The organism is Enterococcus sp. DIV1682a (genome assembly GCF_051711005.1).
GTDB lineage: Bacteria > Bacillota > Bacilli > Lactobacillales > Enterococcaceae > Enterococcus_B > Enterococcus_B hirae.
Map to the genome: position 1 here is coordinate 1,550,369 of NZ_JBIOLT010000001.1, position 17,560 is coordinate 1,567,928.

General features: G+C 36.6%; 10 protein-coding genes. 2 read left to right on the forward strand and 8 right to left on the reverse strand.

The features are described from left to right. Complete coding sequence (locus IGJ23_RS07070; RefSeq protein ID WP_034698104.1) at positions 1-1,287, reverse strand: sensor histidine kinase; 1,287 nt, start codon at positions 1,285-1,287, stop codon at positions 1-3. A 640-nt stretch (positions 1,288-1,927) separates the two neighbouring features. Here IGJ23_RS07070 and IGJ23_RS07075 point away from each other — a divergent pair. Together IGJ23_RS07075 and IGJ23_RS07080 are read left to right on the forward strand one after the other, a co-directional pair. Further along, on the forward strand, positions 1,928-2,401 hold the full coding sequence (locus tag IGJ23_RS07075) for a DUF2975 domain-containing protein (RefSeq protein ID WP_010719090.1): 474 nt from the start codon (positions 1,928-1,930) through the stop codon (positions 2,399-2,401). A gap of 8 nt (positions 2,402-2,409) precedes the next feature. Beyond that, positions 2,410-2,631, forward strand: a complete 222-nt coding sequence (locus IGJ23_RS07080) for a helix-turn-helix domain-containing protein (RefSeq protein WP_010719089.1) — start codon at positions 2,410-2,412, stop codon at positions 2,629-2,631. A 123-nt stretch (positions 2,632-2,754) separates the two neighbouring features. Here IGJ23_RS07080 and IGJ23_RS07085 read toward each other — a convergent pair whose 3' ends face one another. From IGJ23_RS07085 to IGJ23_RS07115, 7 genes are all read right to left on the reverse strand, one after another. After that, positions 2,755-7,914, reverse strand: a complete 5,160-nt coding sequence (locus IGJ23_RS07085) for a Rib/alpha-like domain-containing protein (RefSeq protein ID WP_438774763.1) — start codon at positions 7,912-7,914, stop codon at positions 2,755-2,757. A 610-nt stretch (positions 7,915-8,524) separates the two neighbouring features. After that, a complete protein-coding gene (locus IGJ23_RS07090) occupies positions 8,525-13,597 on the reverse strand; it encodes an LPXTG cell wall anchor domain-containing protein (protein ID WP_438774764.1) in 5,073 nt (1,690 codons plus the stop codon). 484 nt (positions 13,598-14,081) lie between these two features. Then, positions 14,082-14,882, reverse strand: coding sequence for an Asp23/Gls24 family envelope stress response protein (locus tag IGJ23_RS07095; protein ID WP_438774765.1), 801 nt, complete (start codon positions 14,880-14,882; stop codon positions 14,082-14,084). A 14-nt stretch (positions 14,883-14,896) separates the two neighbouring features. Then, positions 14,897-15,079 carry a DUF2273 domain-containing protein gene (locus IGJ23_RS07100; RefSeq protein ID WP_010719084.1) on the reverse strand — a complete coding sequence of 61 codons (183 nt, stop codon included), beginning with the start codon at positions 15,077-15,079 and terminating at the stop codon, positions 14,897-14,899. Between the two features lie 12 nt (positions 15,080-15,091). Continuing rightward, positions 15,092-15,661 (reverse strand): alkaline shock response membrane anchor protein AmaP, encoded by a 570-nt coding sequence (gene amaP / locus IGJ23_RS07105; RefSeq protein WP_034698115.1) that lies wholly within the window; start codon positions 15,659-15,661, stop codon positions 15,092-15,094. Between the two features lie 18 nt (positions 15,662-15,679). Continuing rightward, a complete protein-coding gene (locus tag IGJ23_RS07110) occupies positions 15,680-16,573 on the reverse strand; it encodes an SDR family oxidoreductase (RefSeq protein WP_010719082.1) in 894 nt (297 codons plus the stop codon). Between the two features lie 29 nt (positions 16,574-16,602). Next, complete coding sequence (locus IGJ23_RS07115; RefSeq protein WP_010719081.1) at positions 16,603-17,541, reverse strand: magnesium transporter CorA family protein; 939 nt, start codon at positions 17,539-17,541, stop codon at positions 16,603-16,605. Positions 17,542-17,560: the final 19 nt, after the last annotated feature.

A 17,560-nucleotide genomic window follows, 5' to 3' on the forward strand; every position in this document is an offset into this window, starting at 1 on the left:
CTAGCCCCTCATTCCACTAATCGTTATGATTTGTATAAAGCGATTGTTTTCAATTTTTGTTTCTAAAAAAACATTCTCATTCAAATGAACAAGCTCGTCCAGATTCGTTAGTCCTAGTCCTTGATTTCCTTTTTTAGTAGTAAAATTTACTTTTTTCAATTCATGTAATTTAGGAATACTCGAACGACATTGATTCATTAAGACAAAAAAACAATTTTTGTCTTCCTCCATAATAGTCAATTCAATTTTTCCCTTTTCTAAAAAGGCTGATTCTTCAATTGCATTATCCAGTATAATCCCTAGCATACGAACAAGTGTGACTGTTGAGATAGCGATATCCGTAATGGGTGTTGGAATCATTACGTTTACTTCGACACCCTTTTGGCTAGCCACGTATAATTTACTCAAAATAATGCTTTTTATCTCTCTAATTTTAAGATTTGAAATCGAAGCAATTGGGAGATTGTTTTCTTCAAAAATCGTTTCAGTAGCTTTGATACTTTGATAAAAATACTTTTGCAGCCCTTCAATATCCTTTGTTTGAATATAGTCCTCTATTGAAAACAAAATATTCTTATAATCGTGTTTGAATTTTCGTAACGCAAGATAGTTATTTTCGATCTGTTCACTATATTCAATCAGGTGACGCATTTCTTTTTGCTGTTCTCGTGTTTCAAATTCTTTTTTCTTGATAAAAAGCAGTACACAATAAATTATGGTAGACATTACACCATAAAGAACCGTAAATAATTCATTACTGATAACTAGGAATCTTGCTAAAACAGAAAAACGATCACTACAAATGTTAATAAAATAAACAATAATCGTAAAAAAAACAACGATGGCCGCTATTTTTAGAGTCGTTTTATCCCTAATAATCTTTGGTATGACCATTTTTTTTAGAAAAACAGTAACGATCCACAAACAACCTGTTCCTAAAACAGCTGTAAAAAAATCGCTGATATCCCAACCTAAAATTTTATATAGATATTTGGCTGTTCCATCAATGAATATGTAGAAAAATAAAATAATCGAAGGATAAAATATCGCTATATCAATGTTTCGATCAATGATATAGATACTTAGACATAACCCAGCCCATAAGATAACTGTCGCTATGATATTGATCCATTGATATAAAGCAATATAAGCGATTACACTAACAAACGAAAACAACTGAAACTTTTTATTTGATAAAAGATTCCTTAGATAACCAAGAGCCATAAAAACAGTGTAAAGCTGACCAATCAAAATTAGGATAAATAAACTTTCTTCATTTAATTTCATTTAAACTTCCCCTAACAACTTAATAATTTTATCTGAAATTTTTATCCATACTTATATAACAATTTATACTAGCGTATTTTGTTTCTCCACTCCCCACAACCAAACAAAATAAAACAATTAGTTATTTGTACACCTAATTTTAATAACGAAAAATAGGAATAAATTTTCCCAACCAATCATGATCTTCGTTGTTATTTGTGATTTTAGCATATTTACTTTAGATTTGGGAGGGTATAAACATGATAATGATACGTTTTTCTACTTAAAAGTTCTGTTATTTAAAACTATCGCAAATGTAATCTAAATTAAATATCTTTTTTGCAAATGATATGTTATAATTAATCTATTGCGATAAATATTTTATGCGAGATTTTGATTTGTTTTGATGAAATTTAATCCCACTGGCGTAACTTCAGGGTTACAAGGATGTATTAGTGGTTAGGGAATACATTGTTTAAATGAGAAATAGTCCATTTTTAGTAATAGTTTTACAGCTTTAAAATATAATATGATTCGTTAGAACGCCTTTTCTTTATTGAAAAAGGCGTTTGTCCACCCTTCTATTTATCGTCTATCGATAAATAATTATTGATAATGAACAAACCTCATGCTATACTAATAAAAATTTAGGAGGCATTTTATGAAATCCAAACTGTTCTTTATCCAATTAATCGTTTCTGTTTTTTGTTTTGTTCCCCTTCTCTTGGGAACGCTATTAACTATTCAATTGAGTACAAATCCTACAAATCCATTTAGCAACTGGCAAACTACACTATTTATTCTAGTTCTTTACCTGATCCTTCTAGTGACTTTGTTGCTCAATTTCTTCCTGCTCCGCTTAGTCAAAACCTTCCCTTCAAAGGAAACTTTTACTAAAAAGAGTCTAAAGCTTAGCAGTAAAATCCGATCTTGCCTTTTATGTATCACGATCCTTGCATTTGGTATTTTGCCAAAATTTTACCAAATAGCTGATATGAGCGATAGTCCAGGAATCCTACTCATCGCTTTCGTCTTACTCTTTATCCCTTTTTTTATCTACATCCTTTCAAGCATTTTGATTGATTTACTCAAACAAGCCATTTATTTAAAAAATGACTATGATTTAACAGTGTGAGGTGTCGAATGTCTATTATTATCAATTTAGATGTCATGTTAGCCAAGCGAAAAATGAGCGTGACCGAACTGAGTGAAAAAGTAGGTCTTACGATGGCTAATATCTCTATTTTAAAAAATGGTAAAGCAAAAGCGATTCGGTTTTCTACGCTCGATAAGATTTGCGAAGTTTTAAACTGCCAACCAGGTGATATCCTCGAATATCAAGATACAAGCCAAATGAGAGAGTAGCTCATTTCTTTAGTTGAGTGACACCAATGAAAGCTAACTACTTTCTAATCAATCTGAAGACCGACAAAAAAGCCCACGTCAGCTGTAGTCTAGCTAACGTGGGCTTTTTAATAACTGATTATCTTATTTTTTAGAATTTTTATTTGCTTTTCTTTTTCTCCAAAACAGGATGATTCCCGCTAAACTAACAATCAAGACACCTGATACAGTAAAAACCGTATTTTTTGTTTCATTGGTTTTTGGTAAATTACCATTTTTTGCGCCACTTGTATTGTCTCCATTTGAGTTCTTTTTTTCTGAATCTGTTCCTGTAATCTCTTTATCTTCAGTCATGCTATCTTCTGTACCATCTTCTAAAGCACCATCCGTCCCTTTTTCCACCACTTCATAAGCCGCTTCAGTTTCAGTAGAAAAACCACCATAGGAACGGTCAGCTTTCACGACTAGTTTAGCAACACGATACCCCAAAGAGGAAGTATCGATTTCTGTTTCAGGATCTAATGCAACCGTATAAGCAGTTTTCGGCAGCTCTTTGCCATTGACTTTAACTTCTTTCAAAAGATTTTTAAGGTCCACACGTTTCGTATCGATAACTATTTTCGCTTCTGCTGGTGTCACGGTAAAATCTCCTGTTGGTTCAAACCCATATTCAGTCACATTGTAATACGCATAATTGGAACCATAAGTGTAATTTCGCTCTTTTTCTTCTGCCATCAAGACATTCCCACTTGGATCGGCATGATACACTTTAATTTGATCTCCCACCGAAACTTTTAATGGTTCCCCACTATTGAACCGATTAATCGATTGTTCAATTGTTTGCGTACCGCGAACTTCGTATTTATATTTACTGCTGTTATTTGTAAAAACTTCAATCCCATAGTAAATTTCCATGTCATCATATTCTGTGATACGGTTCGATAAGTCACTTCCGTCTTCTCCCTGTAATGATTGGAGTTTGATTTGTTTGTTTTCTTTTATCAAACTGTAGGCACCTACAGTATCGCCATCTTGATTTTTTAGTTGGATCGTACTTCCCCACTTCACTTCGTAAGGCACTTCCACTTCTGTAGAAGTCACCTCATCTGCGGTAGACAATTTCACTTTTAACATTTTCTGTCCAGTGGTATTTGTATCAAAGTCAGAAACTTGTTCGACATCATATAATGTCGTCTCTAATTTTTGACCATTGAAAGTGACATTTTTAATCAAATCCATTCCATCAATGTCACTGGTATCTTCGCCCAAGGTAAATTCATGCGAAACTGTTTCAGCCTCCATCTCAGTGATGGGAACAAATTCTTGACTGGCCACTTGATAATAGGCGTAGTTGGAACCCGCTGTATAATTTTTCGTCAAGTCATCTCGCATCAATAAATTATTCTTCGCCTCTGCATGATAAACTTTAACGATGTCCCCTTCCTCAATCGGTAATGGTTGGCCATTATTAAACCCATTGATCGCCTGCCACACTGTCATATTGCCCGTCACATCATACTGGTATTTTATTTGTTCCGATAATCGAGTAGTCGGATCTAAGCCCATAATATTTTCGACAGTGACACCTGTTTTTTCTTCGGGCTGATTTTCTGGATTTCCTACTATTTCAATTCGGTAGTAAGTATCGCGACCAAAGGCACTATTCACATGATCCGATAAAACGGTGGAATCATCCCCTTTGCCAACTTGGATCGTCCACTCTCCGTCTTGTTCCACAATACTATAAGCGCCCACATTCTGGTCATCAAACCCTTTAAGTAAGAAAGTACTTCCCCAAGCCACTTCATAAGGAACATCCAGTTCAATATCTGCTGAGCCATCTTCTGGCTTAAGATTTAATTTGACTTCTCTTTTACCAACAGTAGAGGTGTCCATTTTAGAAAGTTGCGTAATCTTATAATTTTTGCTTTCCACCCGTTCACCATTGATCGTTATATTCGCTAATAGCTGACTCAAGTCTATATTTTGAGTGTTTTCCATTAAAGAAAAAACTTTATTTGGTCCTACAGCTTCAATTACCGGCATGGGCTCAAAACCATAAGAAGTTATGCGGTAATTAGCATATGGAGAACCATAGGTATAGTCCTTTTCTGTTTCATTTACCAGTAAGACAGAACTACCGTCTGAACGTTGGGGATGATATAGTTTTATGATATCCCCTGCTTGGACATTCAATTTTTGTTTCGAGCCAAAATTAGCCATTACCTCTTCTAACGTCGCATAACCCGGTATCTCTTGCGAGTAAACAGATCGCCCTTCACGCACTATTTCAATGGAATAGTAAAGTGAAGAATCGGTACTAATTGGTGCATTAAGATCGGTTTTTAGTCCTTGGTTAAAGACTAATACCCGATTCGTACTGGAAGTTCCCGCATATAATGAAAAGGCCCCGGCTGATTGTCCATTCTGAGCTTTTATCAAAATAGTTTTCCCCCATTTGACTTCATAGGGAACGTCAAGCTCTTTTGACACCAGCCCATCTTTCGTATCAATACGTACCTTGATCGTTTGTGAACCAGCTACCGAAGTATCGAAATCACTCATCTGTTTGACTGTATATAGATTACTAGCCACTATCGTTCCATTGACCGTAATACTATTGATCAACTTCGATCCATCAACGTTACTGCTGTCTTCACCCAAGATAAATTCTTGAGGCATCGAATCAGCCGCAACCGCTAAAATTGGTTCCAAGCCATATTCAGTGACTTTATAATACGCATAATCGGAACCCATCGTGTAATCCTTGACTAATTCGTCTTTCATTAATAGATTTTTCCCAACAGAATCGGCATGGTACACTTTGATCACGTCACCTTCATTGACATTCAGCGGTTTCCCCTCGTTGAAACCGTAAATGGATTCGCGAATCGACTGATTGCCTATCACTTCATAACGGAACTTGTTAGTTGTCCCCTGTAAAATTTCAATGGAGTAAAAGGTATCTCTGCCAAAATAGTTATTGACTGGGTCATCTAATTCTGTACCTTCTACGCCCTGGCTAGCTTTAATCTGCCATTGATCATTACTTTTTAGTAAACTGAATGCACCGACGGTGGATTCTTTCAACCCCTTTAGAACGAAAGTATCACCCCATTTCACTTGATAAGCGACTTCAACTTCTTCAGAGACTAAACCATCTTTCGTGGTAATCTTGACACGCATCGTTCGCTTGCCAACTGTTTGAGTATCCCCTCCATCGATAAGGTTGATTTTATACTGTTCATTTGAAGTTAATTGACCGTTAAGACGTATATTTTTGATGAACTCTTGTGGATTCAACTGGTTGATATCTTCACCTAAAAAAAATACTCTTGCGCTTTCAGCTGTTATCACTGGTGCAGGGTCTAAACCATAAGGTGTTACACGGTAGCGAACATTCTCTGTCCCGTACGTAAAATCCTTTTCTTCTTCATTGATCATCACGACCGAGCTATTAGCTGTTTTCCCTGGGTGTGTGATTTGGATGATATCATCCATTTTAACGTCTATTTTATTCTCTTTATCTCCATAAGCATTCATAATTTCTTGTAAAGTCGCCCGATTCGTTACCTCCTGCGTATAGATTATTCTCTCATTACGTAAAATATCTAACTTATAATACAGTTTAAATGGATCTTGTAATTTTCCTACCGCAACATTTAACGGTGATTCTAATCCTTGGTGAATCGAAAGAACTGCGGAGTCATTATTTAAATTACCGACATCTAAAGTGAAAGCCCCTGCAGAATGACCATCAATTGAACGCATTAAGATGGTATTGCCCCATAATACGTTGACTGTAGTGGTTCCTGTTCCTTTAACCCAGGCATTTGCCTCAGTAATTTTTTTCTTAACTGTAATACTTACTTCTTTTTGTCCAGCCGTTTGAGTATTTATATCGGTTGTTTCATTTGCAACTAATTCTAACTCATTAATATCTACTTTCTCACCTAATAATGTTACTTCTTCTATGTAATTTTTAAAATCTGAACTTAAAGAAGGATAGGACCTACCTAATATTCGATCTTCTAACGGCTTTAGCTTCACTTCTAAACCTGGATGGGGGATAACTTCTATTTGTACTGAACTGTCTGCAGTACGCCCATCTGAGGTAATCACTTTCGCTTGACAAGTTTGAACACCCACTTGATTCATATCAGGGGCTTTGACCCATTCAATTTTGTATGTGGACTCTTCATAACGATTGACCACATTAAAATAATCGGCTGCTTTTGGAACATCACCATATTGCATGACTTTATGTTCTCCTAATTTTGGCGACATCTCTAACGGTAAAGGAATAATCGTAATCGGCACAGTAACTTCATCCGTTCGGCCAGAATCATCACTAACTACTATTTTTGTTTGTTGACTTCCTGACTGACTCGTATCAGGAGCTGTTTTCCATTCGTATTTTACATTTCCTCGAGTATTCTCTACTGACTTAATATATTCTACAGCTTTAGGTATCTCATCACCTTGTTTAAGCGCATGTTCGCCACTTTTTTTTAAAGCTCTCAAATTCCCAATACATGTTTCCGCATCAGGGAAATCCACTGAAAAATCAATTGTATCATATTCTAGAATTAGCTTCTCAGCAAGTATAGTAGGATAATAACCAATATCCATAGAAAAAATCTCGGGTTGGTTTGGCGCAATCTTTAAACGAGTAAATTTGATTGAGTAACGACCACTATTGTCATCAGGCCTTATCATTGTCATTCGCCAATTTCCACTTTTTGAATCTACACTATATGCTTTGTCAAATATGACAGCTCCGCTATTAGAAGTTCCGTAAGGGTAGAAATATATACAGTCACCTAATATTAGAGCGCCATCTTTTGGGACATCTGGTTTATAATCTTGAACCTCATGATTATCATCATTAAAAAAAAATAATTTAAGAAAAGATCTATCGAAATACATTTGATCGTTTACTCTATAATATATGCTATGGTTAGTCATATCCATAAAATGTTTGATATATTTTGGCACATACCCAGTAGCTGCCTTCTTAAGTTCTCCACGTTGATAACTGGTTAGCACAGAGTCTCTAGAAGAAATTGTTGTATTTTTTTGATCATCTTCTGAATCTACTAGGTTATTATTATCTGCTTTTTCACTTGTTTTTTTTTCTTTTCCCTGATTTGTTTTTTCAGTTCTTTTTGATTTTTGACTTATAGATCTGCTTTCATTTGTAGGCAACATCGAACCTGCTCCCACGATAGTCCCACTATTCGTTTGACCGAGTATCAATGCAAAAATCAACGCACTTTTCAATAATCGTTTTTTATCTTTCAACATAATCCTCCCTTGATTACTCTATTAAGAAAAAAATTTTTCTTTCATCAAGAAGCATATAAGGAATTATTTTATCGTACAATGTCATATTTTACCAACAAACCAGGAAAAATAGACTTACTTCAAATCGTTATTTTTTAAATTGTACTATAAATGTAAAAGGAAATGAAAAAAACTGATATTTATGGAATTGATGAATCATCATTGATTTTTCAGTTTCATTTCAGATAGTAAAAACGCTGATTAATACTGATATTACAATAAAATTTACTTTAGATAGAATTGATCCACCCTCTAGATGTGGTTAATGAATAAATTTCAACAGGACGATTATCGTAGTAACTTGAAACCGACATGTACGTTTAGTTAAGCAGACATCATTTTTAATTTTGTTATAATAACTATAATTTTCGTTATACATACAGTAAAATCGTTGAAAAGCTATTTTCCAAAGCTTACCAAAGAATTTTTTTCGGATATTGATAGACGATAGCTGTTACCCTCAGACTTGTATAGAGCTTTATTTGTGCAAATGGTAAGCCCAGTGCCAAAAAAGCACTCATCAGAAGTTTTACGACAACTAATGAGTGCTTTATTTATTTCAATGGGATTATACTACTTTTTTGGTTCTTCTTTTGGGTTCTTCTTTTGGTTTTTTCTTTTTCCAAAACAGAAACATTCCTACCAAACTAATTAGTACGGTGCCTAATAGAGGGAACATTGCATTTTTGGTTTCATTGGTTTTCGGTAAATTACCACCGTTTGCTTCTTCTGTTCCTTCACCTTCCACGTTGGTCTCTTCTTCTGTATTTCCTTCGCCTGAACTTTCTCCTAACGCTCCTGGTGTTCCTTCTTTCACTACTTCATAAGTCGCTTCAGTTTCAGTAGAAAATCCACCGTAAGAGCGGTCAACTTTGACCACTAATTTAGCGACACGATTTCCTAAACTTGAAGTATCGATTTCGGTTTCAGGATCTAATTTCACTGTATAGGCGTTTTTCGGTACTTCTTTCCCGTTGACTTTCACTTCTTTCAAGAGATCTTTAAGATCCACTTGTTTGGTATTGATGATTATTTTTGCTTCTGCCGGTGTCACGGTAAAGTCCCCAGTCGGTTCAAAGCCGTATTCGGTCACATTATAATACGCATAATTGGAACCATAGGTATAATTTTGCTCCGTTTCTTCTGCCATCAAGACATTCCCGCTTGGATCCGTATGATACACTTTGATTTGATCCCCTGCAGAAACTTTTAATGGCTCCCCACTATTGAATCGTTCGATTGCTTGGGCAATCGTTTGTGTGCCTCGCACTTCGTATTTATATTTACTACTGTTGTTTGTAAAGACTTCGATCCCATAATACACATCTGCATCGTTGACTTCAGTGACTCGACTAGCTAAGTTCGTTCCTTCTTTTCCTTGTAACGCCTGGAGTTTCAATTGTTTTTTGTCTTTTGTTAAGCCGAAAGTACCAACGGTTTCACCTTTTTTATTTTTGAGCTGGATCGTACTTCCCCATTTCACTTCGTAAGGTACTTCCACATCCGTAGAAGTGACACCGTCTGCGGTAGATAATTTCACCGTTAACATCTTCGCTCCAGCAGTATTCGTATCAAATTCAGAAACTTGTTCGACATCATATAATGTCGTATCTAATTTTTGACCATTGAAAGTAACATTTTTGATCAAATCCATTCCATCAATATCACTAGCATCTTCGCCTAATGTCAATTCTTGCGAAACTGTTTCAGCTTTCATCTCAGTGATCGGTTCAAATTCTTGATTGGCTACTTGATAATAGGCATAATTTGAACCCGCTGTATAATTTTTCGTCAAGTCATCTCGCATCAATAAATTATTTTTCGCCTCTGCATGATAAACTTTTACGATGTCCCCTTCTTCAATTGACAACGGCTGCCCATTATTAAACCCATTGATAGCCTGACCCACAGTCATGTTTCCAGTCACATCATACTGGTATTTTATTTGTTCCGATAATCGAGTCGTCGGATCTAAGCCCATAATATTTTCAACGGTTACACCAGATCCTTCCTTCGGTTGATTTTCTGAATTTGCTACTACTTCGATCCGATAGTAAGTATCGCGACCAAAAACGTTATTCACGTGATTGGTTAAAACGGTGGAATCCTCTCCTTTGCCAGCTTGGATCGTCCACTCTCCGTCCTGTTCCACAATACTATAAGCGCCCACATTCTGGTCATCTAATCCTTTAAGCAAGAAGGTACTTCCCCAAACCACTTCGTAAGGAACATCCAGTTCGATATCTGCGGTCTCATCGGCTGTCTTCAGTTTTAATCTGACTTCCTTTTTGCCCACAGTTGCGGTATCTAATCCAGAAAGTTTCTCCACTGTATAGTCTTCACTCGTAACAATTTCGCCATTGATCGATACTTGTGCTAACAATTGACTCAAGTCCGTCGTTTTCGTATTCTCCTTTAATGAAAATGCTTTGTTGGAGCCAACAGCTTCAATCACTGACATCGGTTCAAAACCATAGGATGTTACTCGATAGTAGGCATATTGCGAGCCATAGGTATAATCTTCTTCCATTTCATCTACCATTAACACCGAACTACCTTCTGAACGTTGTGGATGATACATTTTAACGACATCACCAGCTTGGACATTTAACGTTTGTTTCGTCCCGAAATTGTCCATTACCTGTTGGAGAGAAGCACGTCCAGGCACCTCTTGTAGATAGACAGAACGCCCGTCTCGCAATACTTCAATGGAATAATAAAGCGAAGAATCGGTACTAATCGGCGCATTGAGATCGGTTTTTAATCCTTGGTTTAAGACTAATACACGATTCGTACTGGAAGCCCCCGAATGTAATGAAAAGGCTCCGCCTGATTGTCCATTTTGAGCTTTCATCAAAATCGTATCGTTCCATTTAACTTCATAAGGAACCTCGATTTCTTTTGAAACGAGTCCATCTTTCGTATCAATACGTACTTTGATCGTTTGTGATCCCGCCACCGAAGTATCAAAATCACTCATTTGTTTGACTGTGTACTGATTATTTCCCACTGTCGTTCCATTAATCGTAATGCTATTAATCAACTTCGCACCATCAACGTTACTACTATCTTCACCTAAGATAAATTCTTGAGCCATCGAATCAGCCGCAACCGCTAAAATTGGTTCCAAGCCATGGTCAGTGACTTCATAATAGGCATAATTGGAACCAATCGTATAATCCTTGACTAATTCATCTTTCATTAAAAGATTTTTCCCAAGAGGATCGGCATGATACACTTTGATCACGTCGCCATTACTGACCGTCAACGGTTGCCCATTATTGAATCCCTGGATGGATTCACGAATCGACTGATTACCTGCCACTTCATAACGGAACTTGCTTGTAGCTCCTTGTAAAACTTCGATAGAATAGTAGGTATCACGCCCAAAATAATTATCCACCGGATCATTTAAGTTTGTGCCGTCCACTCCTTGAGAAGCTTGGATTTGCCATTGATTTTGATTCTTCAATAAACTAAACGCACCAACTGTCGCCTCTTTCAATCCTTTAATAACAAAAGTGTCTCCCCACTTCACTTGGTAAGAAATCTCAATTTCTTCGGACGCAAGTTTATCCTTTGTCATGATTTTGACCCGCATATTGCGTTTTCCGATCGTGCTGGTATCAAATTCACCAAGGGGCTCCACTGAATAAAAATCATCATCAGCCAATCCACCATTGATCCGCACATTTTTTACTAGCTCACGGAAATTTGTCTGACCCACGTCTTCGCCTAGGACGAACGCTTTTTCCGCACTTTCTGCCGTCATGACAGGTGCTGGATCAAACCCATAAGGAGTCACACGGTAACGGGCGATTTCCGTACCATACGTAAAATCATTTTCTTTTTCTTTAATCATCACCACCGAAGCATTTGGTGTTTTGCTTGGATGTGTGATTTGGATGATATCATTCATTTGAACCGTAAGATTATTATCAGTATCTCCAAACGCATTCATGACTTCTTGTAAGGTCGCACGATTCGTCACGTCTTGGTTATAGACGGAACGACCATCACGTAAAACCTCGAAATTATAATAAAGTTCAAAGGGATTAGTGGAATCGCCCACCCATTCATCTAAAGGTGATGCAAGCCCTTGCCTAATAGATAATGTTGCTGGGGCGTTACTAGAATTACCAACATCTAAAGCAAAAGCACCAGCGGAATGACCATCAACCGAACGCATCAAAATGGTATTGCCCCATTTATAATTTACAGTGGTTGTCGCTGCCCCCTTTATCATCACATCTGAATCTGGATGCCTCATTTTAACAGTAATAAGTACTTCATGTTGCCCTACCGACGAAAATACTGCTTCCGTTGATTCTGAGACTACTAATTGAAGTTGATTAATATCTACCGGTTTTCCTAACATCGTAACTTCTTCAATGTAATCTTTAAAATTGTTACTTAAAGAAGGATAAGTACTCGCTAATACCCGATCTTCTATAGGTTTTAATTTAACTTGTAACCCTGTATTTTCTAAGATAGTTATTTTTACCGTGCCTTCAACTGTACGTCCATCAGAAGAAGTTGCTCTTGCTTTACAAATTTGTTCTCCTACTTGGTACATATCAGGCGCGTTCACCCATTCGACTTGATAAGTTGTTCCTTCATAATGATTCACTACGTCAAAGTAATCACCAGCTTTTGGAACTTTCTCATATTGGTTTAACTGATATTCGCCTGGTTTTGTTGACATTTCTAAAGGTAGCGGAATGATGGTTATAGGGATAGTCACATCCAACGATCGCCCAGACTCATCACTGACATTCACTACAACTTGTTGATTACCCGGTTTTTCAACATTTGGCGCTTTTTTCCATGAGTATGTTATATTACCTCGTGAGTTTTTCACGGAATCAATATAAGTTGAAGGTTTTGGTACTGATCCTCCTTGATTCAAACTAAAGTCATCTGGTTTTCTGGTAGCTACTAGTTTTCCTATTGTCTCTTCTGCAGTTGGAAACTTCACTGTATATTTTCCAAAACTAAAATCAGGCTTCCCTATATTTGTCCGACCAAACCATATAGTATTAATATCAAATACTTCTTTTTCTAAACTACTTATTTTTAGACGAGTAAAGTAGAAGTCAAAATAGGCGGCAGCATTATTACCAGATTGTTTACCTTTCACCCTTAATTTCCAATTACCACTCTCAGAGATATATTCTTCATCAACTTTATTTATTTGAGTCACATTGTCCGGAAGTGGAGCAATGTTTATATTTACTCTATTAAGTAGTAGCGCATCATTAAAATCTACTTGATCTCCTACCTCATATGAATATCTTGTTAATGTCATATTACTCCTATTATTTAGCATATCTTGAGTAATTTTTCTAATTTCTTCTTTAGTTGTAGATAAGTTAATTTCGTCTCCTACATTTCTCGTTTGGTACTCTTTATTTTCTGCTGTATTGCTTTGCTGATTTATTTTTTTTATATCCTTAACTACTTCAGTTGTAACGCTTTTTGTCTTACTTGTTGTTTCTTTTTCTTCTTCTGGAATTTTCTTCGTATTGCTACTTCCATCTGCATTTAACGCAGAAACAGCTTCAACGATGGTGCCACTAGTTTGTCCAAATGCGAGTGCTAATATCAATGTACTATGTAATAATTTTTTTCTGGTTTTCAATGTACTCCTCCTTTTAAGACTGTATCTTTAAACGGCAATAGAAAAGTAATGTTAGTTTTCTCATAAGAAAAACTCCTATTTATACCATACTGCTGTTTAATTTCTTCCTTTATTTCTGACGATTTAGTTAAGTTCAAACGTTATGTTTCTTAAGTTTTTTGTTTTTGCTCAGTTCCACCCTTTTACGTCTTTTTTTATAAAAATCTTCAGTAAAATATACTTCTTTAAGTTTAATGGGAATCACAAGAATATGTAATGTCACTTTTTCACAATGGACAAACACTAAAAGACAGAAGATGTTTTTGTTATGTAAAACATTTTACTTACCATTAAAAAAGGAGCCTTAGCCAAAAATAGAAGAGATCGAGACAAAAACTTGTCTCGATCTCTTCTATTGACTCTATAAATAAACTAATTTTTAGTTGCTTCGCTTTCAACTACTTAGCGACTGAACGAACAGCTAATTCGTGCTTGAATCAGTTGATTATTGGTTATTTTCTTTTTGTTGCTCAATTGCTGATTTGGCTTTTTCCGTTTGTTCAGATGCAAATTCTCCTGTGGCTTTTGCCGCATTTGTCAATTTATCTTGAACTGTTTCACTGTTTGCTTCATATTCTTCTTTTGTCTTAATGTCGACCACATCGACATTGACTTCAATGACATCTAGATGTGTCATTTCATGAACTTCTTTGGCAATGATTTTTTTGATTTGTTGGTAAATTTCTTCGATGTCTTTGCCGTATTCAACAACGATCTTAAGATCAACAGCGACTTGTTTTTTCCCAACTTCCGTGTCAATACCGGCTGTTACATTATCAGTGTTGACTAATTTTTCTGCCACGTTAGAGAAGAAGCCACCATCAGCTGTTAATAATCCATCCACTTTTTCTAAGGAGATGCCTATGATTTTTTGAATGACCTTATCTTCATATGTCACATCACCATTCATAGATTCACTGTTTTCCGTTGTGTTTTTTGGATCTTTTGCTGGGGCTTCTGGCTTAGGTGGTGTATGCCCTGGCATTGGAGGTTTTGGCTGATCTCCATGATGTTCTTTTGGATTACTAAAATTTTCATGTTTTCCTTGTTGTTCTGATTGTCCTTCGTTTTCTTTTTTATCATGAGCCACTTTGTTTTCAACGTTGGGTACAACCGGATCTGGATGTGCTGAAACGGGTGCTGTTTTATCTTTGGCATCATGAACACCATTTGCATTGTTCGGTGTCGTTGGATCTGGATGTGCAGATACTGGTTTGTTTTGGTTATTTGTTTTGTTGTTATCCATAATAGAATTTCCTCCTAAGATTTATGATCAAAAATTTTCGTTTGTTTTAAATACATTCCGACCGCCACGCCAATGATCGCCATAAGGATCAGCAACAAGGTTTTAAAGAATCCCACTGTAATCAATAGTACGGCGAGAATCAACCCAATTGCCCCGCAAATGATCGGAAGCTTATAAGCAGCAAAAAGTTCATTCATTTGTGCCCCTCCTTATTCCACACGAGCGTGTTCGTTTGTTTGATATTTATTGGTAGGTGCTTGGTAACCTGTATACTTCACCGACACTTTTACTTGCTCATCTGTTCCGAGTAACTGTTTCACTTCTTTTTCGATTTCATCCATCAATATTCTTGTTTTCCCGATCAATGAAGAAGTCCGTTTTAATTCACCTTTAACTGTAACTGCGATCTTATTTTTTGTGGCTTTGATATTGACCTTTGGTGAGTGAATGAATTCATCTTCATGTAAATGTGAACGAACCATACCTTCAATCGCTTTTTTGTCTAACGTTAATTCGCCGTCCCCTTTTTTCAATAAGAAGGTTCCGATCGTTTTCGGATAAAAAATGACGATCAATAATGCAATAATTAGTAGAATCGCTAAGCCGACTGCTACCCAAAAAATATATTGCTGCATATAGTAATTCGTTATTGTAAAGAAACGGAATCGTTCAAGCATCAATGGTAAAGGATAGACCGCACTAATCAAGACGACAAATAGTAGAATAGACAAAAGTAGCAGAGAAAAAATGACACCAATTGTTTTAGTCCCTTTATTCATCCTGGCACCTCCCATTTTTTATAAGTTGATAGCTTCCCCACCAGTTACACCATAAATTTGTGCAGTAACGTAGCTCGCTTTATTTGAAGCTAAGAAAACGTAAACTGGAGCTAATTCTACTGGTTGGCCGGCACGTTCAAGCAAGCTTTGTTGGCCAAATTCAGGAATAGAATCTTCCGGTTGTCCTTCGTCTAACTGTAGTGGTGTCCAAATAGGACCAGGAGCTACTCCATTAACACGAATGCCTTTTGGTGCTAATTGTTTTGCTAAGCCAATCGTAAAGTTGGCAATCGCAGCTTTCGTAGAAGCGTAATCTAAAAGATGTTCACTTGGATTGAACGCTTGAACAGAAGTAGTGTTGATGATTGCTCCTCCTGCTGGAATATGTGGAACTGCTTCTTTAACAATCGCAAACATTGCTAAAATATTCACCATGAATGTGTCTTTCACTTGTTCTAATGGAATTTCTTCAATAGCCGGACAAGAGATTTGTTGTCCCGCATTTAATACTAATGTATCTAAGCCACCTAATTCACTGACAACTTTTTCAACGATTTCTTTAGGCGCTGTTTCGTCTCTAAGATCATATGGTAGTAAAACAACTTTTCGTCCTGCTTTTTCAATATAGGAAGCTACTTGTTTGGCATCTTCTTCTTCTCCTGGGAAAAAGTGCAAGCCGATATCTGCCCCTTCTCTTGCAAAAGCAATAGCTGCCGCGCGCCCGATCCCTGAGTCTCCGCCAGTAATCAGAACACGGCGATTTTCTAGTTGATTTGATCCTTCATAAGATTCTTCTCCACAGTCAGGAACTGGTTGCATTTCTTTTTGTAATGCTGGTGTATCCTGGTCTTGTTTAGGAAATTCCTCAGTATGGTAAAGTTTACGTGGATCAATTAATTTTGGTTCTGTCATGTGTATCCTCCTCATAGTTTGGTACTTTTTTATTTTGTATAATCTTTTCGGTAAAGATGGTAGCCTACAGCTCCTGCAACAACGATCGAGCCAAAGATAACTAATAAAAAGGCTAAGCCAGAGCTTTTACCAGGTAATCCGCCAGTATTCATCCCCCAAATCCCTGCAATCAATGCTGGAACAGAGATCACTAGTGCCGCCGAATCAAGATATTTCATTAGATGATTCAAATGATTGTCCATCATTCCATTAAAAAGATCCCCAATACTTTCTAACAAGTCACGATAGATCAAAATCATTTTTTCTGTTTGTCTTTGTCTCAATTGGATGTCATAAAGTAGACGAGCATCAGCTAATTTCTCAACAAAATCTTCTGATTGCCATAAGGTATCTAAAGTCTCTTTTTGATCTCTCAACGTATGATCAATATAAACAATATCCCGTTCTAAATCCGCTTGCTTATATAGTTCTTCGTTTTCCGTCGTTTTACGCGCTTCTTGATCGAGGGAATCAATCCTCTTTTTCATTTCTGTTAGTTCTTTCACGTAATGGGTATAGATGTTCAAGACAGAGTATGCAATAAGTGTTTCAAAAGAATTGATCTTATTCCCATGTTTTGCTAATACTCGATCAAAAAAGTCCGTTTTTTTATCGATACAACTAATCAATAACTCATCCGAATAAATAAACGAAATAGGCATTAATCGATTCTCGATTTTCTGCTCCTGGTTGGACAAATTCAGTAGCACTAAGGAAATCGGATGGTTCAAATTCGTCCCCACAAGCTCTTCGATTCTTGAAACTTCTTCTGGTAGAGAAGTTCCAACAAAGATATCTTTTGGTAAACGATACTTTTCAATCACCTGTTCAATTTCCTTAGTGTCACTACTGTCGATCACGAGCCAATTATAGTTGTTTTTGTCTGTCGTTATTACTTTCTCTTTTCCAATAAAGTAATAGTCCAGCATGATCAATCTCCCTTTCTAC